The sequence below is a fragment of the Micrococcus sp. 140720015-1 genome, from assembly GCF_053627595.1.
Window position 1 is genome coordinate 367,551 of sequence record NZ_JBSEYC010000004.1, and the last position, 22,423, is coordinate 389,973.

Here is a 22,423-nt window from a genome sequence, read left to right on the forward strand (position 1 = left end):
GTGCTCGTCCAGCGTATCAGAAGCCGACGAGGGTGTGCAGGGGTCGTCCGGGCCGCACGAGCGCGTCGAACGCCTCCGCCGCGCCGGCCTGCAGCTCCGCCACGACACCGGCCTCCGCCAGCACCGCGGCGCCGGCCCCGCGGGAGTGCCCGCCGAGCCAGAGCGCGGAGAACCGGGCCGCGTCGAGCCGGAGCCCCGCGCCCAGGCCCCCGGCGTCGGCCGCGGGGCCCAGCCGCTCGGCGTCCCCGCGCCCCCGGCGGACGGTGAGCCGCCACGTCCCGTCGATCGCGCCGAGCGCGTCCTCCACGGCGACGACGACCTCCCCGTCGCCCGCCCAGCCACGGGCCGCCATGGCGGCGGGCAGGTTCAGGACCCGCAGGTACAGGTCGTCGGAGCCGCGGTGCCGGCTCACCCGCCGCTCGTCGACGAAGAGCGCCTCGAGCCAGCCGGGCTCGGGCGCGCGGCCCCACTCGATCCGCTCGACCAGGTCCAGCCGGGCCAGGTGGTGGACGAGCCCGCGCCGCGCGTCGGCGGTCGCCGCGAGGAACGCGGTGACGGTGATCGTGGGCGGCTCCTTCTCCCAGCCCTCGAACCGGTACAGCGCGACGCCCTGGACCCGCCCGCCGTCGTCGCGGTGGACCGCCGCGTACAGCCCCGAGCCGCGCCCCTCGTTCCGGCTCGCCTCGCGGTCCTCCCAGCGAGGCACGCTGAACGAGGTCCGCTGGACCGAGCCGGGGGTGGCCGGCAGCACCCGTCCGTACAGCTCGTCCACGAGGCCGGGGATCTCCCGGGGCTCCTCGACCGTGACCCGCCCGCCGGCCGGGGCGCCCGTGAGCGCGGGGGCGCCCGAGACGTCGATCCGCACGGCGTGCCACCGGGTGGCGGCCCCGAAGCCGAAGCGGCCGTAGATGGCGGCCTCGGTCGCGGTCAGGGCGGCCGCGCACAGGCCGGCGTCACGGGCGTCCGCGAGGGACCTGAGCATCATGGCCCGCAGCACGCCGCGCCGGCGGGCGTCCGGCGAGACGGTCACGTCGGTGATCAGCCAGGCGTCGACGGTGCGGCCGGGCGACGTGGTCAGCGGCTGCACGAAGTCCTCGAAGGTGGCGGCGGGGCGGCGGGCCGCCGGGTCGTCCCCCGGCGCGTAGACGCCGAGCCGGCGCCGTCCGTCGGCCGCGTGGGCCTCGAGCTGCTGGCGGAGCGCGGCGCCCGTGGGCACCGTCTCGTAGAAGCCTCGTTCGACCGCGGCCGCGAAGTGCGATGCGGCGGGGTCCTCGGGGCCGAGGACCCCGAGGTCGCGCAGCGCGAGGCCGTGCTCGCCGAGCCGGGCCTCGGCGGCATCGGCCAGCCGCCGCAGCGACGGACCCTCCGGAGCATCAGTGTGCGGCGTCATGCCAGCTCCTTCCCTGGCCGACGTGCACGTCGAGCGGCACGGAGAGCTCTGCGGCCCGGCCCATCCGCTCCTTCAGGAGCGCCGTGGCCTGCTCGAGCTCGGCGGCCGGGACCTCGAGGATGAGCTCGTCGTGGACCTGCAGCAGCAGGCGCGAGGCCAGCCCGCGCTCCTCGAGGCCGGCCTGCACGTCGAGCATCGCGCGCTTGATGATGTCCGCGGCCGAGCCCTGGATGGGGGCGTTGAGCGCGGCGCGCTCGGCCATGTCCCGCAGCTGACGGTTGTCCGAGCTGAGGTCCGGCAGGTAGCGGCGGCGCCCCTCGATCGTCGAGGTGTACCCGTCCTGCCGGGCCTGCGCGACGACGTCGCGCAGGTAGTCGCGCACGCCGCCGAAGCGGTCGAAGTAGCCCTTCATGAGGCCGCGCGCCTCGTCCACCGAGATCTTCAGCTGCTTGGACAGCCCGAAGGAGGACAGCCCGTAGGCCAGGCCGTAGCTCATCGCCTTCACCTTGGCGCGCTGCTCGGCGGTGACGTCGTCCGGGTCCACCCCGAACACCTGCGAGCCGACGAACGAGTGCAGGTCCTCGCCCTCGCGGAAGGCCTGGATCAGCCCCTCGTCCTCGGACAGGTGCGCCATGATGCGCATCTCGATCTGGGAGTAGTCGGCCGAGAGCAGCACGGCCTGCTCGCCGGCCACCTCGTCCGCCACGAACACCTCACGGATGCGGCGGCCCGCCTCGGTGCGCACCGGGATGTTCTGGAGGTTCGGGTGCAGCGAGGACAGTCGGCCCGTGGCGGCGGCGGTCTGCGAGTAGGTGGTGTGGATGCGGCCGTCCGGGGCGACGGTCTCGAGCAGCCCCTCCACGGTCTGCCGGAGCTTCGTGGCGTCGCGGTGGGCCATGAGGTTCTCGAGGAACGGGTGCCGGGTCTGCTCGAGCAGGTCCTGCAGCGAGTCAACGTCCGTGGAGTAGCCGGTCTTCGTCTTGCGCGTGCGCGGCATGTTGAGCCGCTCGAACAGCACCTCCTGCAGCTGCTTGGGCGAGCCGAGGTTGACCTGCATCCCGCCGGTCTCCTCACCGACGGACGCCCACGCGGACTCCTTGGCGGCGTCGGCGGCGTCCGTGAAGTCCTCGCGCAGGCCGGTCAGGGCGTCGACGTCGACGGCGATGCCGGTCAGCTCCATCCGGGCGAGCAGCCGCGAGAGCGGGATCTCGAGCTCCTGCAGCAGCCGCTGGGCCCCGCGGTCGAGCACCTGGGGCGTGAACTGGGTCGAGAGACGGCGCACCACCCAGGCGGCCCGCACGGCGTCCGCGGCGCGGTCCGCGCGTTCGGCGGCGGCCTGACCCCCGTCGAGGTCGAACGTCCCCTGCGCCCGCTGCTGCGCAGGCTCGCGCGGGGCGGCGAGGGGGGTGTGCAGATGCGCCTCCGCCAGCGCCTCGAGCGAGGTGTCCCGCCGGTCCGGCTGGATCAGGTAGGCCGAGAGCAGCACGTCGTCCACCACGCCGTCCAGGGCCGCGTCCGGGCCGAGCCCGTCGCCCTCGGTGGGCGCGGCCAGCGCCTTGAGCGTGCGCTTGAGGTCGTGCACGGCCTTGGCCAGTCCGCCCTCGCCGAGGGCCTCGCGTACGGCGGCGACCAGCGCCGGGTCCGGGGCGTCGCCGTCGAGGCTCACGTGCAGGCCCGCGTGCTCCCCCACCAGCGCGACGCCGACGGGCGTGCCGAACGTGCCGGGCACGGGCACCTTGCGGCGGGGCAGCAGGGCCGGGCCCTCGACGTCCACGTGGACGCCGAGCAGGTTGCCGGCCTCGGCGGCGAGGAAGGCGCGCACGTCCTCGGCCGTCGTCGCCTCGGTGAACTCCGGGGCGGCCTCGACCTCGGGGGGCGGCGCGTCCTCGCCCACCCGCTCGCCGAACACCTCGAACACGCGCTCCCGGATGCGGTTGAACTGCAGCGCGTCGAACAGCTCCTCCACGGGCTCGCGCTCGGGCATCTCGAGCCGCATCGCCTCGAGCCCGATCGGCAGGTCGAGGTCGCGCACGAGGGCGTTGAGGCGGCGGTTGCGGCGCACGTCCTCGAGATGCTCGCGCAGCGCCTCCCCCTTCTTGCCCGTGATCTCGTGCGCGTGCGCGAGCACGCCGTCGAGGTCCCCGTACTGCTTCAGCCACTTCGCGGCGAACCCGGGGCCGACGCCGGGCACGCCGGGCAGGTTGTCCGCGGCCTCGCCGACGAGGGCCGCGAGCTCGGGGTACTGGGCGGGGGCGACCCCGTACTTGGCCAGGACGGCGTCCGCGTCCATCGGCGGGATGTCGGAGACGCCCTTCTTGGGGTAGAGCACGGTGGTGCGCTCGGAGATGAGCTGGAACGCGTCCCGGTCACCGGAGACGACGACGGCCTCCCACCCCGCCTCCTCGGCGCGCGCGGACAGCGTGGCCACGATGTCGTCGGCCTCGTAGCCCTCCAGCGTGAGCGTGGGGATGCCCAGGGCCTCCATGACCTTCACGGTCAGCTCGATCTGGCCCGCGAACTCCGCGGGCGTCTCGGAGCGGCCGGCCTTGTACTCCCCGTACTCCTCGGAGCGGAACGTGGGCCCGGAGAGGTCGAACGCCACGGCCACGTGCGTGGGCCGCTGCTGCCGGATCATGGTCAGGAGCATGGCGGTGAAGCCGTACACGGCGTTCGTGTGCTGGCCCGTGTCCGTGGCGAAGTTCTCGGCGGGCAGCGCGTAGAACGCGCGGAACGCCATCGAGTGCCCGTCCAGGACCAGCAGCCGCTGCGGGGCCTCTGGGGTCGGATCTGCCGCCATGGGTGCTCACGTCTCCTCTCGGCGCGCGGCGCGGGGCGCGCCGGTCGCGTGTGCCAGCCTAGTGCTCATGAGTGAGCACACCGAGACCACCCCCGCCGCCTCCGAGCGCGTGTACCGCCCCGGCGTCACCCCCGAGCTGAGCCCCGCCGAGCTGGAGGCGGCCTGCGCCGAGGCCGGTCTGACGCCCGAGCTTGTCACCGCCCTCGGCGGCGCGGCGATCAGCCCCCTCGCCCAGAAGATGGGTCTGCGCTTCCTCGAGCTCACGGCCGAGCGCGCCGTCGCCACCCTGCCCGTCGCGGGCAACGAGCAGCCCGTCGGGCTGCTGCACGGCGGCGCCCACCTCGTGCTCGCCGAGTCCCTGGGCTCGATGGCCGCGAAGATCCACGCCGGGCCGGACCGCAACGTCGTCGGGGTCGAGATCAGCGCCACGCACCACCGGGCCGTCCGCTCGGGCCTCGTGACCGGCACCGCGGCCGCCGTCCACCTGGGCGGCACCCTCGTCACCCATGAGGTGGTGATGACGGACGAGCAGGGCCGGCGGCTCTCGACCGCCCGCATCACCAACCTGGTCCTGGCGCCGCGCCCCTGAGGCGGCACGGCCCGCCCCGGGAGACGGGACGGGCCGACGCCGCGTGCGGGCGGTCTCAGACCTCGTCCGGCGCGCGGGGAGCGGGCTTGCCGTGCTCGCGCCCCGGGGTGTCCTCGGCGAGCTCGTCGTAGTGCCCGGGGTTCATGGGCACCCCCGTGAGATAGGCCGAACGGGCCAGGGCCATCGTCGCCACCGACGCCGTCCCGAGCTGCAGGACCACGATCAGTACGACCTTGACCACGTTGGCCACCGAGGGCATGTGGAGCAGGGCCCCGACCACGAGCAGGATCATGCCGACGCCGCCGGCCGTGCCGGTGGCGGAGATCCGCGTGTAGGGGTCCGGGAAGCGCACGAGGCCCAGGGCGGCGCCGAGGAAGACGAGCGCGCCCAGCACGATCATGAGGGAGCCGATGACATTCATCGCGGTGTCCATGGGGTGGCCTCCTCAGCGTCGCCCGCGCGTCAGCGCGCGGGCCAGGGACATGCCGGTCAGGAACCCGGTGATCGCGGCGATGAGCACCAGGTCGAACGTGAAGGCGTTGGCCGCCCGGACGCCGAACAGCGTGACCATCCCGGTGACGCTGAACGTGAGCAGGTCGCCGGAGACGGCCCGGTCGGCGTCGAGGGGCCCCACGAGGATCCGGTAGGCGGAGACGACGGCGGCGACGAGCAGCAGGGCGATGCCGACGTCGATCCCGATCAGGGACCAGTCGTAGTGCAGATCGGTCAGGCTCATGCGGCCACCCCCGTCCGACGCAGCGCATGGAGCATGCGCCGCTCCATGTCGTGGATGTCCGCACGCAGGCCGTCCGCGTCGTCGAAGTACAGGCCGTGCACGTAGAGCAGCCGGCGCGCATCCGGGTCGCCCGGCTCGTCACCGACGGCGCCCGCCCGGCGGGTGCCGAGGGTGAGGGTGCCCGGAGTGAGGGTGATGAGCGAGGACAGGACGGTGATCTCCAGGTCCGTGCGGCAGCTGGTGCGCACCCGGGCGATGCCCGAGCGGGCGTCGTCGCCGGGGGTGATCAGGTCGTGCAGGACCGCGCCCGAGGACGTCACGAGGGCCCACAGGTACCAGAGTACGAAGCCGGCCAGGCGCAGCGGCCACGACCACACGCTGGCCGTGCCGTCGCGGAAGTCCTGCGTGCCGTTGTCGTACTGGTGTGCCTGGCTCATCGGCCGATCACCGCCTCCACATACGCATGCGTGTCCGCCAGTCCCTGGGCGGCCGTGTCCGAGGCCAACCACAGGCCCTGCGCGCCCAGGCCGAGCGCGAGGGACAGGGCCGCGGTGAGGACCGCCGGCAGGGCCAGCGAGAAGGGGATCCGGGAGCGGGTGAGGTCCTCGTCCCGGCTGAAGACCACGGGCAGCACGCCCGTGGGGGTGTGGACGGCCGCGGGGCCGTCGGGGGCGCCGGCCGGGGCGGCCGCGCCGTCCGCGTGGGCCTCCACGATGGGCAGGGCGGCCGTCTCGAGGCGCTCCCGGTGGTGGCGGGGCATCTCGGGTTCGCCCCAGAACCAGCCGTTCCAGATGCGCAGCAGCCCCCACAGGCTCAGCAGCGACGCGATGAGCACGACGGCCACGACGACGGTCCGACCCGCCTCCACGCCGGCGACCACGAGCATGAGCTTGCCCGCGAACCCGGAGAACGGCGGGATCCCCACCAGGGAGAGCAGGCCCGCGAAGTACGCGGCGGCGATCAGCGGCTCACGCCGGGCCAGGCCCTGCAGGTCCGCCAGCCGGCCGGAGCCGTACCGGACCTCGACGGCGCCCGTCGCGGTGAACAGGGAGGTCATGACGACCATGTGGTGGATCATGTAGAAGATGCCGGCGGCCAGGCCGAGCTGCGTGGACAGGCCGACGCCGACCAGGATGCCGCCGATGCCGCTGACCATCTGCCACGAGAGGATCGCACGGGTGCTCTGCTCCCCGAGGGAGGCGACCGCGCCGATCATGAGCGTGAGCGAGCACAGGACCAGGATGGCCCACAGGTAGCGTGGCTCGCCGTCGTAGAGCACGGAGTAGATGCGGTAGATCGCGTAGACGCCCACCTTGGTGTGCAGGGCTGAGAAGATCGCGGTGACCGCCGGCGACGTCGAGGGGTACGCCTTGGACAGCCAGCCGTGCAGGGGCACCACGGACGCCTTGATGGACAGGGCGAACAGCACCATGAACCCGGCGACGGCGACCCGCTCGTCCCGTGCCGCCGCGCCGGCCAGCACGGCGAGGTTGACGCTGCCCGTGATGCCGTAGATGAAGCCGACGCCGACCACGAGGATCGTGGAGGTGAACAAGTTCAGCGTGACGTAGAGGCGGGCGCCGTCCACGCGGCGCAGGGGCTCACGCCGGTTGGCGGAGAGGACGAACAGGCCGTAGGACGGCAGCAGCATGACCTCGATGAACACGAAGAGGTTGAACAGGTCCGCCGTCAGCAGGGCGCCGTTCACCCCGGCCGTGAGGACGAGCAGCAGCGGCGCGAAGTAGACGGAGTTCGTCACGCGGGAGCCGTAGGCGAACAGGGCGCCCACCCACGAGAGCCCGGCGGTGAGGGTGAGCATCAGGCCGGTGAACGTGTCGGCTGCGAACGCGATGGCGATGCCGTCCGGCCAGCCGCCCACGCCCCCGGCCACCACGGTGCCGTCCAGGGTCAGCAGGATGAGCCCGGCGCCGCCGAGCGAGCTCAGCCCGAGCAGCCAGAGCAGGACCCGGCGGTGCAGCCCCGGACGCTCCCCCGCGATCACGAGCAGGCCGCCGGCCAGCAGGGGGACGGCCACGAACAGCGGCAGGGCCAGGCCCAGGGCGTCGAGGCTCACCGGCGCTCCTCTCGGTCGTCATGGCGGTGGCTGCCGTGCAGCACGGGCTGGGGCTGTGTGGCGAGGTGGCGCACGGCGGCGCCCAGCTCGGCGCGCGGGAAGCGGGCGTCCGCGGCGGCGAGCTCGTGCGGGTCGGCGTCCTCGGAGGGGTCGGCCACCTGGTCGTCGGACCGGCCCGTCACGGCGAGCACGAGCAGCAGCACGGTGACGGCGAAGGAGATGACGATCGCCGTCAGCACGAACGCCTGGGGCAGCGGGTCGGCCTGCGCGGCCACGTCCCCGTTCCCGATGAACGGCAGGGCGCGCCGGTCGGTGCCGCCGGCGGCGAGGATGGCGAGGTTGCCGGCGTGGCCCAGCAGCACCATGCCGAGGATCACGCGCAGCAGCTCGCGCTTGGAGAACAGGTAGACCGCGCCGAACATCAGCAGGCCCACGGTGATCGCGACGGTCATCGGGTCGCCTCCTCTCGCGTCGTGGCCGCGCCGGGTGCGGCCTTCTCGGGTGCGTCGCCGTCGTCGGGCGCCTCTTCGACCGTGTCCGGGCCCAGGAGGGTGAACGCGGCGACCACGAGGCCGAGCACGCACAGGTACACGCCCATGTCGAAGACCAGGGTGGTGGACAGTCCGTAGCCGAGGATCTTGACCCCGGAGGCGGCCAGGAAGCCCACGCCCGTGAGGTAGCCGGTCAGACCGGCGGCGGTGCCCAGGGCCACGCCGCTGCCGATGAGCGTGAGGTAGGGCCACCGCAGGCGCCGGTCGCGGTCGGTGTCGGCCGACAGGTACATGAGGGCGTAGCCCGCACCGGCCACGAGGGCCGCGATGAAGCCGCCGCCCGGCTCGTAGTGCCCGCGCAGCAGCAGCAGGGCGGACAGCGCGATGATCACGGGCCCGAGACCGCGGCCGAAGGTGCGCGCGTAGACCAGGTTCTCGTGCACGTGCGCGAGCGGGGAGCGCTCGTCGACGATGCTGCGCAGCGCCCGGACGGGGGCGCGGTTCATCAGCAGCGCCGCGACGGTCAGTCCGGTCACGCCGAGCACCGTCATCTCGCCCAGGGTGTCGAGCGCGCGGAAGTCCACGAGGATCACGTTGACCACGTTCACGCCGCCGGCCTGCTCGTAGGTCTCGGTGAGGTAGTAGCGCGCGATCTCGGACATCTCGCGCCGACCGGTGAAGGCCAGGACGCCGACGGTGGAGGCGACGCCGGCGATCGTCGCGGCCACGAGGGCGCCGGCGCGGCGCGGGGCGGGGTCGCGCCGGAAGCGGCGCGGCAGGCGGCGCAGCAGCAGCACCATCACGCACACGGTGAGGACCTCGACGAGCATCTGGGTCAGGGCCACGTCCACGGCGCCGAGGGTGAAGAACCACAGCGTCACGCCGAAGCCGACCGTGCCCACGACCACCATCGCGGCGATGCGGGTGCGGGCGCGCAGGGTCGCGGCGACGCCCACGGCCACGAGGACGACGAGCGCCCAGTCGTGCCAGCGCGCGGTCTGACCGACCACGTCCGGCAGCTCGTCCACGAGCAGGACCCCGACGACCGCGAGGACGCCGAGCATGACGGACGGGATGAGCAGGTGCGCCCGGGGCGCCATGCCGCCGGAGTGACGCCCGACGACCTCGCCCAGCCGCACCAGGCCGAAGCGGATGTCGTCCACGATGTCCAGGGCCGAGAAGGGCAGGCCCGTGCGCGCGGCGACCCGCTCCACGGGGCGGCGCAGCAGCACCAGGACGAGGCCCATGGCGATCACGGCGGCGGAGAGGAGCAGCGCCGGGGTCACACCGTGCCACAGGGCCAGGTGCGCGTGCGCCTGCGCGCCCGCCACGGCCTGGGCGGCGGCGGAGACGGGGGCGTCCAGCGCCTGCGGGGCGAGGCCGAGCACGACGCCGACCACGGCCGCCAGCACGGGCATGGTCCAGAAGGCCGGGCCCGCCTCGTGGACCTCCTCGCCGCGGGCGGACTCCCACGGCTGGGCGGTGCCGGCCGGACTCGCGCCCCACCTGCCGAGCGCGCCGAGGACCAGACGGCCGGAGTAGGCGACGGTGAAGACGGAGGCCAGCGCGATCGCGCCCGTGACCACCGGGGCGGCCCAGGCCGGGCCCGGGGTGCCGAGGGCGGCGTCGAGCAGGCCCTCCTTCGAGACGAAGCCCAGCAGGGGCGGCACGCCGGCCATGGAGACGGCGGCGAGCGTCAGGGCCGTGCCCGTGACCGGCATGCGCACGTGCCTGCCGGCGAGGACGCGCAGGTCCCGGGTGCCGGCCTCGTGGTCCACGATGCCGATCAGCATGAACAGGGCGCTCTTGAACAGCGCGTGCGCGACCGTGTGCACGACCGCGGCCGTCAGCGCCGCCGTCGTGCCGATGCCGATGACGGCGGTCAGCAGGCCGAGCTGGCTCATGGTCGAGTAGGCGAGCAGGCCCTTCAGGTCGTGCTGACGCAGGGCCTTGACCGCGCCGAACAGCGCCGTGATGAGCCCGCACGCGATCAGCAGCGTGGACCACACGACGTGACCGGCCAGCACGGGGCTGAACACGAGCAGCAGGAACACGCCGGCCTTCACCATCGCCGCGGCGTGCAGGTACGCGGAGACCGGGGAGATGGCGACCATGGAGTCCGGCAGCCAGGCCTGGAACGGGAACTGCGCGGACTTCGTGAAGGCGGCCAGGGCCAGCAGGACGGCCAGCACGGTGCTGGTGGCGGGGTCCTGCCAGATGTCCGAGGCCAGGACGCCGCTGAGCGAGGCCGTCCCGGCGGTGACCATCATGATGGCGACGGCGGCCAGCAGCGCGAGGCCGCCGCCCACGGTCACGAGCAGGGTCCGGATCGCGGGGTCGCGGGCATGGTCCCCCGAGCGCCCGATGAGGAAGAAGGAGGTGAAGGAGGTGAACTCCCACGCGACGAAGAGGACCACGATGTTGTCGGCGAGCACCAGCAGCAGCATCGACGCCGCGAACGCGGTCATCAGCAGGTAGAAGGAGCCGGGGCGGCTCTCCGTGCGGTCCCGGCTGAGGTACCGGCTGGAGTAGGCGAGGATCGCCGCGCCGATGACGAGGACGATCATGGCGAACACGAGGGCCAGGCCGTTCAGCCGGAGGTCGAGGTCCACCCCGACCGCGGGGATCCACGGATGGTGCTCCGTCCGGACGCCGCCCGTCCACGCCGCGACCAGCACGCCGGCCGCTGCCAGCAGGGGTGCGGCCAGGACCCAGCCCGCGTCCCTGCCCAGCGCGCGGGAGGCCGGGACGGCCGCCACCACCGAGAGGAGGGTCAGCAGGAGGCTGGTCAGGAGCACAGGACACCACTCAGCTCGGGTCGATCGATCACGGACACGGCGCACACGGCGGGTGGCCGCGCGCCGACGGTGCCCGAAGTGGGACTCGAACCCACACGCCTCTCGGCACCGCATTTTGAGTGCGGCGTGTCTACCGATTCCACCATTCGGGCAGTGCCGCCCGGAGGCGGGACTCGATCACCCTATCAGCGCCCCGGCCCGGCGTCCTCGGCCTTCCGGCGGGGGTCCCCGCCGCCGCGCCCGCGCCGCGCCCATCGCGCACGGTAGCCTGGTGGACCACCAGCGGCGCCGCACCGACGCCGTCCCGGCCCGCACGAAGGAGCTGCCGTGTCCACGCTGACGCCTCCCGAGGAGACCGGCCTGCGGGCCGTCGTCGCCGAGGACGAGACCCTCATCCGCCTCGACCTGGTGGAGGTGCTCACCGGGGCGGGCTACCGGGTGGTCGCCGAGGCCGGCGACGGCCGGGCCGCCGTCGAGGCCGTGCGCGAGCACCGGCCGGACATCGTGGTGATGGACGTGAAGATGCCCGTGATGGACGGCATCGCGGCCGCCGGCGAGATCGCCGGGGAACGGCTCGCCCCCGTGGTCATGCTGACCGCCTTCAGCCAGCGCGAGCTGGTGGAGCGCGCCCGGACGGCCGGGGCCATGGCCTACGTGGTCAAGCCCTTCACCGAGGCCGACCTGGTCCCCGCCATCGAACTGGCCGTGGCCCGCTTCGACGAGGTGCGCAGCCTCGAGGCCGAGGTGCGGGACCTCGGGGACCGCCTGGAGACCCGCAAGATCGTGGACCGGGCCAAGTCGCTGCTCCAGGAGCGGATGCGCCTGACCGAGGCCGAGTCCTTCCGCTGGATCCAGAAGACCTCCATGGACCGGCGCCTGACCATGCGGGAGGTCGCGCAGGCCGTCATCGACCAGGTCGGCTGAGCGTCGCCCGCGCGCTCGTCAGAGCGGGGAGCGGGCCGGCCAGAAGCCGAGCGGCTCGCGCGTCTGCGGCGAGGCCGCGGACGAGCCGCCCGCGGCGTCGTCCCCCACGCGGTGCACGCGCAGCGTGTTGGTGGAGCCCACGGTCCCGGGAGGGGACCCGGCGGCGATGACCACGAGGTCGCCGTGCTGGGCGATGCCCTCCGACGTGAGCGACTGCTCCACCTGGAGGGTCATCTTGTCCGTGGAGTCCTGGAACGGGACCATCTTCGGGTAGACGCCCCACGTCAGGCACAGGATGTTGTGCGTGTGCTCGTGGTGGGTGAACGCGTAGATGGGCTGACGCGGCCGCAGGCGGCTGAGCCGACGGGCCGAGTCGCCGGACTCGGTGAACGCGGCGAGGAACGGGATGTCGAGCTGGTTCGCGACCTCGACGGCGGCCCGGGTGATCGCGCCGCCGCGCGTGCGGGGGCGCGAGCCGAGCGGGTGGATGAGCTCGAGGCCGTGGGTCTCGGTGGATTCGATGATCCGGGCCATCGTCTGGACCGTCTCGACCGGATACGCGCCCACCGAGGTCTCACCCGAGAGCATGACGGCGTCCGCGCCGTCGAGCACGGCGTTGGCGCAGTCCGAGGCCTCGGCGCGCGTCGGGCGCGGGCTGTCGATCATCGACTCGAGCACCTGCGTGGCCACGATGACCGGCTTGGCCCAACGGCGGGCGAGGTCCACCGCGCGCTTCTGCACCACGGGCACGTCCTCGAGCGGCAGCTCCACGCCGAGGTCGCCGCGGGCCACCATGACGGCGTCGAACGCGTCCACGATGGCCTCGAGGTTCTCCACCGCCTGGGGCTTCTCGATCTTGGCGATGACCGGGACCCGGCGCTCCTCCTCGTCCATGATCTCGTGCACCCGGTCCACGTCCGCGGCGTCCCGCACGAAGGACAGCGCCACCATGTCGACGCCGGTGCGCAGCGCCCAGCGCAGGTCCCGCTCGTCCTTCTCGGACAGGGCGGGCACGTTCACCGCCACGCCGGGCAGGTTGATCCCCTTGTTGTCCGAGACCATGCCCGGCACCTCGACCTCGGCCAGCACGTCCGTGTCCGTGACCTCGACGGCGCGCAGGCGCACCTTGCCGTCGTCCACCAGGAGCACGTCACCCGGGGCGACGTCCCCGGGCAGCCCCTTGTGGGTGGTGCCCACCAGCTCGCGGGTCCCGGGCACGTCCCGGGTGGTGATGGTGATCCGATCGCCCTTCTCGAGCAGGTGTGGGCCGTCGGTGAAGCGACCGAGGCGGATCTTGGGGCCCTGGAGGTCGGCGAAGATCGCGACGGGGCGGCCCTCCTCCACGCTGATGCGGCGCACCCGCTCGTAGGACGTCTCATGGACCGCGTGGTCGCCGTGGCTCATGTTGAGGCGGACGACGTCCGCCCCCGCGCGGATGATGGCGCGGGTGGTGTCGTCGGAGTCGGTGGCGGGCCCAAAGGTGGCGATGATCTTCGCGTGTCGCATGCCCTCCACTCTAGGCCGGGCGCGGCGGAGGGGCCGAGGGACTAGCCCCGTTCCCGCGCTGTCGGACGCGTCTCATCCGAGGCCCCGGGATCGAGGGCGCGGTCGCCGCCGTCGGCCGTGTCCGCCACCGCCCGCGGGGCTCGGCCGGGCAGCCAGACGTCGTCGTCCGAGCGCGGCCCCGCGGCCGCCGCCCCGTGCCGCATGAGCACCAGCACGAGCATGGCCACGCCGACGACGAGCAGCAGGATCGACGTCCACACGTTCAGGCGCTGGGTCACGCCGAACAGCGTGACCATCTCCGCGTCATCGATGCGCAGCATCTCGATCCACACGCGCCCGGCCGTGTACCAGGCGACGTAGGCCCAGACCATGGCGCCGTGCCGCAGCCGCCACCGCCGGTCCACCAGCAGCAGGACGGCGACGCCGAGCAGGTTCCAGAGTGACTCGTAGAGGAACGTGGGGTGGAACAGGGTGTCCGCGGGCAGGCCCGCCGGGAAGTTCGGGTGGTCGGCGTCCACGCGCAGACCCCACGGGGCCGTCGTCGGGCCGCCGAAGAGCTCCTGGTTGAACCAGTTCCCCCACCGGCCCACGGCCTGGGCCAGCAGGATGCCGGGGGCGACGACGTCGGCGAACGCGCTCAGCCGCACCCCGTAGCGCCGGCAGGCGATCCACGCGCCCACCGCCCCGAGGGCGATCGCGCCCCAGATGCCCAGTCCGCCGTTCCACACGTACAGGATCTGGATCGGGTCGCCCGTGCCGTCGAAGCCGGGCCCGAAGTACCGGTCCGGTGAGGAGAACACGTGGTAGAGCCGCCCGCCCACGAAGCCGAAAGGGATGGCCCACAGGGCGATGTCGAGCACACGGTCCTCGGGGCCGCCGCGGGCTCGCCACCGGCGCTCGGCGAGCCACAGGGCCAGGACGATGCCCACGATGATGCAGAGCGCGTACGCGTGGATCTTCACCGGGCCCAGCTGGAACCCGTCCCACCCGGGGGCGGGGAAGGCGGCGAGCGGGGCCAGGGCGGCGGTCACCCTCAGCCCTCTCGGACCGTGCCGGCGGCGAGCTCGCGGGTCAGCGTGCCCACGGCCTGCGGCCCGCCGTCCGTCAGCGCACGCACCAGGGCCGTGCCGACGATCGCGCCGTCGGCGTAGGCGCCGATCTCGCGGACGTGCGCCGCCTGGGAGACGCCGAGGCCGACGCACACGTGCTCCGCCCCGGCATCCTGGGCCCGGCGGACCACGGTCTCGGCGGCGGTGGACACCGCGTCGCGGGCGCCGGTGACGCCCATGACCGACACGGCGTACACGAAGCCGCGGGAGGAGTCGACGGTGAGGCGCACCCGCTCGTCCGTGGACGAGGGCGCGGTGAGGAACACGCGGTCCAGGCCGTGACGGTCCGAGGCCTCCATCCAGGCGCCGGCCTCCTCGGGCACGAGGTCAGGGGTGACGAGACCGGCGCCACCGGCCTCCGCGAGGCGGCGCGCGAACTCGTCGACGCCCATGCGGTCCACGAGGTTCCAGTACGTCATCACCAGCACCGCGGCGTCGGTGCGCTCCGTCACCCGTCGGATGATGTCGAAGACGTCGGCCACGCGGAAACCGGCCTGCAGCGCCGCCTGGGTCGCGGCCTGGATCACGGGGCCGTCCATCACGGGGTCCGTGTAGGGCAGGCCCAGCTCGATGACGTCGGCGCCGTTCTCCGCGGCGGCGACGACGGCCTCGACGCACTCGTCCACGGACGGGTAGCCGGCCGGCAGGAAGGCGACGAGGCCGGTGCGGCCGGCCGCCTTCGCTGCGTCCAGGGCCGCGGCGGTCTTGGAGTGCACGGTCATGCCGGTCACTGCTCCTCTCCGGGGGTCATCTCCTCGAGCGGGTCCTTCTCCTCCGCGGCACGGCCGAGGCCGAACCAGGCCGCCGCGGTGGCGACGTCCTTGTCCCCGCGGCCGGAGAGGTTCACGATGATGATCCGCTCCTGCCCCTCCGGGGCGTCCGGCCCCACGAGGCCCTCGTCCGCCCAGCGGCGGGCCAGGCGCAGCGCGCCGGCCAGGGCGTGGGCCGACTCGATGGCGGGCGTGATGCCCTCGGTGCGCGTGAGCCGGAGGAAGGCGTCCATGCACTCGGTGTCCGAGACCGGCTCGTAGACGGCGCGGCCCGTGTCGTGCAGGAAGGCGTGCTCCGGGCCGACGGCCGGGTAGTCCAGGCCGGCGGAGATCGAGTGGGAGTCGATCGTCTGCCCGTCCTCGTCCTGCATCAGGTACGTGCGGGCGCCGTGCAGCACGCCGGTGCGTCCGAGCGTGATGGACGCGGCGTGGCGGCCGGTCTCGAGGCCCTCACCGCCGGCCTCGAAGCCGTAGAGCTCCACCTCAGGGTCGTCGAGGAAGCCGTGGAACAGGCCCATCGCGTTGGACCCGCCGCCCACGCACGCCGCGACGGCGTCGGGCAGGCGGCCGGCCTGGGCCAGGATCTGCTCGCGGGCCTCTTCGCCGATCACGGAGTGGAAGTAGCGCACCATGGCGGGGAACGGGTGCGGGCCCGTGACCGTGCCCATCAGGTAATGCGTGGTGTCCACGGAGGCGACCCAGTCCCGCAGGGCCTCGTTGATCGCGTCCTTGAGGGTGCGGGCGCCGATCGCCACGGGGACCACCTCGGCGCCGAGCATCTGCATGCGGGCCACGTTCAGGGCCTGGCGGCGGGTGTCCTCCTCCCCCATGTACACGGTGCACTCCATGCCGAACAGCGCGGCCGCCGTCGCCGTGGCCACGCCGTGCTGGCCGGCGCCGGTCTCCGCGATCAGGCGCGTCTTGCCCATGCGGCGGGCGAGCAGCGCCTGGCCGATCACGTTGTTGATCTTGTGCGAGCCGGTGTGGTTGAGGTCCTCGCGCTTGAGGAAGATGCGCACGCCGGGGGTGTCCGCGGCGAACCGCGGCACCTCGCTCAGCAGGGAGGGCCGGTTCACGTAGTCCCGGAACAGGGTCCGCAGCTCGGCCTCGAAGGCGGGGTCCTGCCGCGCCTCCTCGTAGGTGCGGGTGAGCTCCTGCAGCGCGGCCATGAGGGACTCGGGCATCCACTGCCCGCCGTAGTCGCCGAAGTAGGGCCCGGCCTGACCCTGGTAGGGCCCCTCGAACTCGATCGCGGGCTCGGTGCTCGGACGGTCGGCGCTCATGGCGACCACGCTCCTCGGGTCTGGTTCGGTCAGCGGACGGTGAGGGACGCGGCGCGGAACGCGCGCAGCGCCTCCTCGGGGGCGCCGTGGCGCACGAGGGCCTCGCCCACGAGCACGACGTCGGCGCCCGCGGCGGCGTAGGCCTTGATCTGCTCCTCGGACTCGACGCCGGACTCGGCGACCCGGACGACGTCCTCGGGCAGCCCGTCGGCCAGCGCGGCGTAGCGGGCCGGGTCGACGTCGAGGGTCTTGAGGTTGCGCACATTGACGCCGAGGATGCGGGCGCCCGCGGCGACGCCGCGCTCGATCTCCTCGGGCGTGTGGGCCTCCACGAGGGCGTGCATGCCCAGGGACTCGGTGAGCTGCAGGAAGCCGGCCAGCTCGGCGTCGTCGAGGGCGGCCACGATCAGCAGGACCAGGTCGGCCCCGTGGGCGCGGGCCTCGTGGATCTGGTACTCGGTGACGGTGAAGTCCTTGCGCAGGACCGGCAGATCGACGGCGGCGCGCACGGCGTCCAGGTCGGCCAGGCTGCCGCCGAAGCGGCGAGCCTCGGTGAGCACGGAGACGACGCTGGCGCCGCCGCGCTCGTACGCCCGGGCCAGGGTGGCCGGCTCGGGGATCTCGGCGAGCGCTCCCTTGGAGGGGCTCGCCCGCTTCACCTCGGAGATCACCCGGATGCCCGCGGGGTCGGTGCGTCCGCCGTGCAGGGCCGCGTGGGCGTCACGCGGCGCGGGGGCCGCGGCCACCAGCTCGGCCAGGCGCGCCTCGGGCACGGCACGGCGACGAGGCTCGAGGTCCTCGCGGACGCCGTCGATGATCTCCTGGAGGACGGACACGCGGATCAGTGACCGTGCTGGCCGCGACCCGCGCCGGCCTTGCCGGCGACGATGCCCACGACGACGCCCACGGCCATCAGGGCCACGCCGATCCACACGATGACGCTCCAGTCGGCGAGCAGGCCGACGCAGCCGGCCACGAAGCCGACGAGCACGAGCGCCACCATGGCCCACGCGCCGGGCACATTGCCGTGGCCGGGCAGCTCGAGGTGGGTCGGGTCGTTGAGCACCCGGCCGTCCTCGGTGACGACGACGTCCTCGACGGCGCCGCTGCGGGCGGCGCGACGGGTGGTGGGCTCGGTGTTCGCGGTGTGGCTCATGGCTGTCCCTCACTGGTGCGTGGTGTACATGACGACTGTCCCTCATTGTGCCATGCGGGCACGGGGCCGGGCCCGCGTGACCCGGGACGACCCGGGCGGTGCGGGGCGCGCCGAGCGACGGGCGCTCAGGTGGGGTCGTTGCCGCGGGACAGCTCGTCCCAGGCGTCCATCTGGTCCACGCGCCGGCGCTGGGCCGCCTCGCGGGCGGACGGCGCGGGCTGCTCCCCGGCGACGGCCGGGCCGGGTTCGGAGGCCGCAGGCGCCTTCTCGTAGCGCCGGGACGAACGCCAGCCACGGCCCGCCACGGCCGCCACGACGCCGCACAGCGCCGCGAGGACGCCGCCGGCCGCCGCGACCCACGGCCACGCCGTCACGGCGTAGTCCTGCGCGAGCGCAGTGGTCCCGGTCGTGTCGGCGACCGCGGCGGCCGCCGTCGTCGCCGGATCCAGGGCGGCGGTGACCGAGGTCGAGGCGATCACGACCCCGGCCAGCGCCATGAGCACGCCGACGATCACGGCGCCGAGGCGCCGGGCGGTGGTCAGGGCGAGGGCACCGGCCATCACGACCAGGGCCATGGCGGTGGCGACGGGCGCGGCGGCGCCGCCCGACGTCGTCGCCTCGGAGGCGATCCCGCCGGACAGGCCCGTGGCGGTCACCCAGGTGCGGCCCGCCGTGAGCAGGACGAGCGCGCCGGCGGCCAGCGCGGCGAGGACCACGGTGCGGCGGCGCATCACGCCTGCCCCAGCTCGCCCGCGGTCAGCACGGACCGCAGCGGCGCCGTCGCCTTGGTGACGGTCTCGGCGGTCTCGGCGTCGGGGTCGGAGTCGGCGACGATGCCGGCGCCGGCCTGCACATGCGCCTGGCCGCGGTGCAGCGTGGCCGAGCGGATGTTGATCGCCATGTCCATGTTGCCCGCCAGGTCGAAGTAGCCGACGACGCCGCCGTAGGGCCCGCGCTCGGTCGGCTCCCACTCGTCCAGCAGCTGCAGGGCGCGGGGCTTCGGGGCGCCGGACAGCGTGCCGGCGGGGAAGGCGGCGCGGAGGACGTCGAGTGCGTCGACGTCGTCGCGCATGCGGCCCTCCACGTGGGAGACCAGGTGGAGGATGTGGCTGAACGCCTCGAGCTCCATGAACTGGGTGACCTCGACGGTGCCGGGGCGGCACACGCGCGAGAGGTCGTTGCGGGAGAGGTCCACGAGCATGAGGTGCTCGGCCCGCTCCTTCTCGTCCTCCACCAGGTCCTTGCCGAGGAGGCGGTCGTCCTCCTCGGTGGCCCCGCGCCGCCGTGAGCCGGCGATCGGATGGGTGACCACGCGGCGGTCCCGCACGGTGACGAGCGCCTCGGGTGAGGAGCCCACGATCTCGTACGGCTCCCCGTCCGGGGTCTCGAAGGAGAAGAGGTACATGTAGGGGCTCGGGTTCACCATGCGCAGGACGCGGTACACGTCCAGACCGGTGGCGTCCGTGGTGACCGAGAGGCGGCGGGAGACGACGGCCTGGAACACGTCGCCGTCGCGGATCGCCCGCTGGGCCTTCGCGACGGCCTCGCGGAAGCCTTCGGCGCCCCACCGGTCCTCGGCCTGGGCGGCGACCTCGTCCGCGTCCGCCTCGAGCCAGCGGCGCGGGACGTCGCTGACCGGGTCCGCGGCCGGGGCGGCCAGGCGCTCGACCATGGCGTCCAGGCGGGCGAGCGCGTCGTCGTAGGCGCGGTCCGCGCCGGTGGCCAGGCCGTTGCCGTTCACAGCGTTGGCGATCAGCGTCACGGTGCCGTCCAGGGCATCGTGCACGGCCAGGTCGGTGACGAGGTTCATCGCGAGGTCGGGCAGGCCGAGATGGTCCTCGGGCGGGTGCGGCAGGCGCTCCCACGCGCGGACCGTGTTCCACCCCAGGAAGCCGGCCATGCCGGAGACGAGGTGCGGCAGAACGCCTCCGACCTCGGCGCGCACGTCCGTGCGCAGCAGGCGCAGGCACGCCGCGAGCACGTCCAGGGCGCGGCCCTGCGTGGGCAGCCCCTCGGGCGGGGTGCCCTGCCAGTGTGCCTCGCCGTCTCGCGAGGTCAGGGTGACGGCGGAGCCGGCCCCGATGAAGCTGTACCGGGACCACGCCGCGCCCGGGGTGGCGGACTCCATCAGGAAGGTGCCGGGGCGGGAGCCGGCCAGGCGCCGGTGGATCGCCAGCGGCGTGAGGCCGTCCGCCAGCACCGTGCGGACCACGGGGATCACGCGGGCGGTGTCCGCCAGACGCAGGAACTCCGCACGGGAGGGAGTGGTGGCGGCGGTCATCGGGCGGCCTCCTCGGGGTCGACGGCGGCCGCCGGCATGACGAGCCCGCGGCCGGTGAAGCAGGTGCGGGTGCCCGTGTGGCAGGCGGGGCCGGTCTGGTCCACGGTGAGCAGCAGGGTGTCGCCGTCGCAGTCCGCGTGGACCGCGCGCACCCGCTGCAGGTGGCCCGAGGTCTCCCCCTTGCGCCACAGCTCGCCGCGCGACCGGGACCAGTAGGTGGCCCAGCCGGTCTCGAGCGTCGCGCGCAGGGACTCCGCGTTCATCCACGCCATCATGAGCACCTCGCCGGTGCCCTCCTGCTGGGCGATGGCGGGCACCAGGCCCCGGTCGTCGAAGGTCACGGAGGCCACGAGGTCATCGGGCGGGGAGATGCTCATGGAGGTCCAGTCTAGGGAGCCGGAGCGGGGCGTGGCCGCCGGGGTCAGCGGACGGTGTGCCCCGCGTGCCGCAGGGCGTCCTTGACGCGGGCGAGCATGTCGTCCGGGCCGAAGTGGAACAGGGAGGCGGCGAGCACCGCGTCCGCACCGGCCGCGACGGCGGGCGGGAAGTGCTCGGGCTCGCCGGCGCCGCCGGAGGCGATCAGCGGCACGCGCGTCACGGCGCGCACGTCCCGGATCATCTCCAGGTCGAAGCCCTCGCGCGTGCCGTCCGCGTCGATCGAGTTGAGCAGGATCTCCCCCACCCCGCGCTCGGAGGCCTCCCGGCACCAGGCGACGGCGTCGATGCCGGTGCCCCGGCGGCCGCCGTGGGTGGTGACCTCATAACCGGAGGCGCAGCCCGGGTCCTCCGTGCGCCGGACGTCGAGGGAGAGCACGAGGACCTGGGACCCGAAGCGGCGGGTGATCTCCGTGATCACCTCGGGCCGGGCCACGGCCGCCGTGTTGACGGAGACCTTGTCCGCCCCCGTGCGCAGCAGCCGGTCCACGTCCTCGACGGTGCGCACGCCACCGCCCACGGTCAGCGGGATGAAGACCTCCTCGGCCGTGCGGGTCACGACGTCGTAGGTCGTGGCGCGGTCCGAGGTGGAGGCGGTGACGTCGAGGAACGTGAGCTCGTCGGCGCCGGCGGCGTTGTAGCGGCGAGCGAGCTCGACCGGGTCGCCCGCGTCCCGCAGGTTCTCGAAGTTCACGCCCTTGACCACGCGCCCGGCGTCCACGTCCAGGCAGGGGATGACACGCACGGCGAGGCTCACGTCGGCTCCTTCGTCTCGGGGGGCTCGGGCGGGACGGCGCGGTCCGTCAGAGGCGGATGGCGTGGATCGCGGAGATCAGGATGCCGCGGGCGCCCAGGGCGTACAGCTCGTCCATGACACGGTTGGCGTCCGGCTTGCGGACCATGGAGCGCACGGCGACCATCGTCTCGTCCCGCAGCGGGGAGACCGTCGGTGACTCCAGCCCCGGGGTGACCGCGGTGGCCGCCTCCAGCAGGTCACGGCGGATGTCATAGTCGATCATGACCCAGCGGCGGGCCACGAGCACGCCCTTGAGGCGGCGCAGCAGCACGTCGAGGCCCTCGGGGCGCTCCCCCGCGCGGCCGATCAGCACGGCCTCCGAGTCGAGGATGGGCTCGCCGAAGACCTCCATGCCGGCGGCGCGCAGGGTGCTGCCGGTCTCCACGACGTCGGCGATCGCGTCCGCCACGCCGAGCTTGACGGAGGACTCCACGGCGCCGTCGAGGTGGACCACCGTGGCGTCCAGGCCGGTGCGGGCCAGGTAGTCGGAGAGCAGGCCGTCGTAGCTCGTGGCGATGCGCTTGCCGACGAGCTGCTCGGCGGAGGTGAAGGAGCCGGCGGGGGCGGCGAGACGGAACACGGACCGGCCGAAGCCGAGCGCCATGATCTCCTCGGCGGTGTCCCCCACCTGCGCGTCGCAGAACAGGTCGCGACCGGTCAGGCCGACGTCGAGGGTGCCCTGGCCGACGTAGACGGCGATGTCCCGTGGGCGCAGGTAGAAGAACTCCACCTGGTTCTCGGGGTCCACGAGCACCAGCTCGCGGGAGTCGCGGCGCTGGCGGTAGCCGGCCTCCTGCAGGATCTCACGGGCGGCCTCGGCGAGGGCGCCCTTGTTCGGAACGGCGATGCGCAGCACGCGTCGGTCTCCTCGGGGTGCGGTGGGGCGGGCGGAAACGGGGCCGGCGGCCTCAGAGGTGGCGGTAGACGTCCTCGAGGCTGATGCCGCGGGCGATCATCATGGTCTGCACGTGGTACAGCAGCTGAGAGATCTCCTCGGCGGCGGCCTCATCCGACTCGTACTCGGCGGCCATCCAGACCTCGGCCGCCTCCTCGACGACCTTCTTGCCGATCGCATGGACGCCGGCGTCGATCTGGGCCACGGTGCCGGAGCCCTCAGGGCGCTCCTGCACCTTGCGCGTCAGTTCCGCGTACAGCTCGTCGAAGGTCTTCACGGGACCACCCTAGCGACCCGACTCCTCCAGCCCGGACCGGAGTCGGTCATTGTGACGGACGGGACGGCGGGGCCTTCGCCACGCGCTGCACCCGCGAGCCCACGTGGGACGCCCCG

General features: G+C 73.8%; 22 protein-coding genes and 1 tRNA gene. 2 read left to right on the forward strand and 21 right to left on the reverse strand.

Annotated features, from left to right (window positions below; genetic code table 11):
• Positions 1 to 16: 16 nt before the first annotated feature.
• Positions 17 to 1,390 (reverse strand): GNAT family N-acetyltransferase, encoded by a 1,374-nt coding sequence (locus ACUXPL_RS08995; RefSeq protein WP_454183321.1) that lies wholly within the window; start codon positions 1,388 to 1,390, stop codon positions 17 to 19.
• Positions 1,374 to 4,187: a DNA polymerase I gene (gene polA / locus ACUXPL_RS09000; protein ID WP_454183323.1), complete on the reverse strand. Its 2,814-nt coding sequence runs from the start codon at positions 4,185 to 4,187 to the stop codon at positions 1,374 to 1,376. The genes ACUXPL_RS08995 and polA overlap by 17 nt, the downstream gene beginning before the upstream one ends.
• 67 nt (positions 4,188 to 4,254) lie before the next feature.
• Here polA and ACUXPL_RS09005 point away from each other — a divergent pair, with 67 nt between their 5' ends.
• Positions 4,255 to 4,776, forward strand: a complete 522-nt coding sequence (locus ACUXPL_RS09005; RefSeq protein ID WP_454183325.1) for a PaaI family thioesterase — start codon at positions 4,255 to 4,257, stop codon at positions 4,774 to 4,776.
• A gap of 55 nt (positions 4,777 to 4,831) precedes the next feature.
• Here ACUXPL_RS09005 and mnhG read toward each other — a convergent pair whose 3' ends face one another.
• From mnhG to ACUXPL_RS09040, 7 genes are all read right to left on the reverse strand, one after another.
• Positions 4,832 to 5,209, reverse strand: coding sequence for a monovalent cation/H(+) antiporter subunit G (gene mnhG / locus ACUXPL_RS09010; RefSeq protein ID WP_454183327.1), 378 nt, complete (start codon positions 5,207 to 5,209; stop codon positions 4,832 to 4,834).
• 12 nt (positions 5,210 to 5,221) lie between these two features.
• Positions 5,222 to 5,512, reverse strand: coding sequence for a monovalent cation/H+ antiporter complex subunit F (locus ACUXPL_RS09015; protein WP_049158185.1), 291 nt, complete (start codon positions 5,510 to 5,512; stop codon positions 5,222 to 5,224).
• Positions 5,509 to 5,949, reverse strand: coding sequence for a Na+/H+ antiporter subunit E (locus ACUXPL_RS09020; protein ID WP_454183329.1), 441 nt, complete (start codon positions 5,947 to 5,949; stop codon positions 5,509 to 5,511). Before ACUXPL_RS09020 ends, ACUXPL_RS09015 begins: the two co-directional genes overlap by 4 nt.
• Positions 5,946 to 7,586, reverse strand: a complete 1,641-nt coding sequence (locus ACUXPL_RS09025) for a monovalent cation/H+ antiporter subunit D family protein (protein WP_454183331.1) — start codon at positions 7,584 to 7,586, stop codon at positions 5,946 to 5,948. Before ACUXPL_RS09025 ends, ACUXPL_RS09020 begins: the two co-directional genes overlap by 4 nt.
• A complete protein-coding gene (locus tag ACUXPL_RS09030; RefSeq protein WP_002855699.1) occupies positions 7,583 to 8,038 on the reverse strand; it encodes a sodium:proton antiporter in 456 nt (151 codons plus the stop codon). The genes ACUXPL_RS09025 and ACUXPL_RS09030 overlap by 4 nt, the downstream gene beginning before the upstream one ends.
• On the reverse strand, positions 8,035 to 10,875 hold the full coding sequence (locus ACUXPL_RS09035; protein WP_454183333.1) for a DUF4040 family protein: 2,841 nt from the start codon (positions 10,873 to 10,875) through the stop codon (positions 8,035 to 8,037). The genes ACUXPL_RS09030 and ACUXPL_RS09035 overlap by 4 nt, the downstream gene beginning before the upstream one ends.
• Positions 10,876 to 10,945: 70 nt before the next feature.
• Positions 10,946 to 11,027: transfer RNA gene (locus tag ACUXPL_RS09040), tRNA-Leu, on the reverse strand.
• Positions 11,028 to 11,202: 175 nt separating this feature from the next.
• On the opposite strand from ACUXPL_RS09040, the gene ACUXPL_RS09045 reads away from it, so the two are divergent.
• The gene (locus ACUXPL_RS09045; protein ID WP_454183335.1) at positions 11,203 to 11,799 is read left to right on the forward strand and encodes an ANTAR domain-containing response regulator; all 597 of its coding nucleotides are present in this window, start codon (positions 11,203 to 11,205) and stop codon (positions 11,797 to 11,799) included.
• 18 nt (positions 11,800 to 11,817) lie between these two features.
• Here ACUXPL_RS09045 and pyk read toward each other — a convergent pair whose 3' ends face one another.
• The 12 genes from pyk to ACUXPL_RS09105 form a co-directional block, all read right to left on the reverse strand.
• Positions 11,818 to 13,305, reverse strand: coding sequence for a pyruvate kinase (pyk, locus tag ACUXPL_RS09050; protein WP_454183336.1), 1,488 nt, complete (start codon positions 13,303 to 13,305; stop codon positions 11,818 to 11,820).
• Between the two features lie 41 nt (positions 13,306 to 13,346).
• A complete protein-coding gene (gene lgt, locus ACUXPL_RS09055; protein ID WP_454183338.1) occupies positions 13,347 to 14,336 on the reverse strand; it encodes a prolipoprotein diacylglyceryl transferase in 990 nt (329 codons plus the stop codon).
• Positions 14,337 to 14,338: 2 nt separating this feature from the next.
• Positions 14,339 to 15,145, reverse strand: coding sequence for a tryptophan synthase subunit alpha (trpA, locus tag ACUXPL_RS09060; protein WP_454183340.1), 807 nt, complete (start codon positions 15,143 to 15,145; stop codon positions 14,339 to 14,341).
• Positions 15,142 to 16,467: a tryptophan synthase subunit beta gene (gene trpB / locus ACUXPL_RS09065; protein WP_454183342.1), complete on the reverse strand. Its 1,326-nt coding sequence runs from the start codon at positions 16,465 to 16,467 to the stop codon at positions 15,142 to 15,144. Before trpB ends, trpA begins: the two co-directional genes overlap by 4 nt.
• Before the next feature lie 29 nt (positions 16,468 to 16,496).
• A complete protein-coding gene (gene trpC / locus ACUXPL_RS09070) occupies positions 16,497 to 17,303 on the reverse strand; it encodes an indole-3-glycerol phosphate synthase TrpC (protein WP_454183344.1) in 807 nt (268 codons plus the stop codon).
• Between the two features lie 5 nt (positions 17,304 to 17,308).
• A complete protein-coding gene (locus ACUXPL_RS09075; protein WP_454183346.1) occupies positions 17,309 to 17,623 on the reverse strand; it encodes an HGxxPAAW family protein in 315 nt (104 codons plus the stop codon).
• A gap of 125 nt (positions 17,624 to 17,748) precedes the next feature.
• A complete protein-coding gene (locus tag ACUXPL_RS09080) occupies positions 17,749 to 18,354 on the reverse strand; it encodes a Trp biosynthesis-associated membrane protein (RefSeq protein WP_454183348.1) in 606 nt (201 codons plus the stop codon).
• Positions 18,354 to 19,904, reverse strand: a complete 1,551-nt coding sequence (locus ACUXPL_RS09085) for a chorismate-binding protein (RefSeq protein WP_454183350.1) — start codon at positions 19,902 to 19,904, stop codon at positions 18,354 to 18,356. The genes ACUXPL_RS09080 and ACUXPL_RS09085 overlap by 1 nt, the downstream gene beginning before the upstream one ends.
• Positions 19,901 to 20,281, reverse strand: a complete 381-nt coding sequence (gene hisI / locus ACUXPL_RS09090; protein ID WP_454183352.1) for a phosphoribosyl-AMP cyclohydrolase — start codon at positions 20,279 to 20,281, stop codon at positions 19,901 to 19,903. The genes ACUXPL_RS09085 and hisI overlap by 4 nt, the downstream gene beginning before the upstream one ends.
• A gap of 44 nt (positions 20,282 to 20,325) precedes the next feature.
• Positions 20,326 to 21,096 (reverse strand): imidazole glycerol phosphate synthase subunit HisF, encoded by a 771-nt coding sequence (gene hisF / locus ACUXPL_RS09095; protein ID WP_454183354.1) that lies wholly within the window; start codon positions 21,094 to 21,096, stop codon positions 20,326 to 20,328.
• A gap of 46 nt (positions 21,097 to 21,142) precedes the next feature.
• Positions 21,143 to 21,991, reverse strand: a complete 849-nt coding sequence (gene hisG, locus ACUXPL_RS09100) for an ATP phosphoribosyltransferase (protein ID WP_454183356.1) — start codon at positions 21,989 to 21,991, stop codon at positions 21,143 to 21,145.
• 52 nt (positions 21,992 to 22,043) lie between these two features.
• Positions 22,044 to 22,307 carry a phosphoribosyl-ATP diphosphatase gene (locus ACUXPL_RS09105; protein ID WP_010078767.1) on the reverse strand — a complete coding sequence of 88 codons (264 nt, stop codon included), beginning with the start codon at positions 22,305 to 22,307 and terminating at the stop codon, positions 22,044 to 22,046.
• Positions 22,308 to 22,423 lie beyond the last annotated feature (116 nt).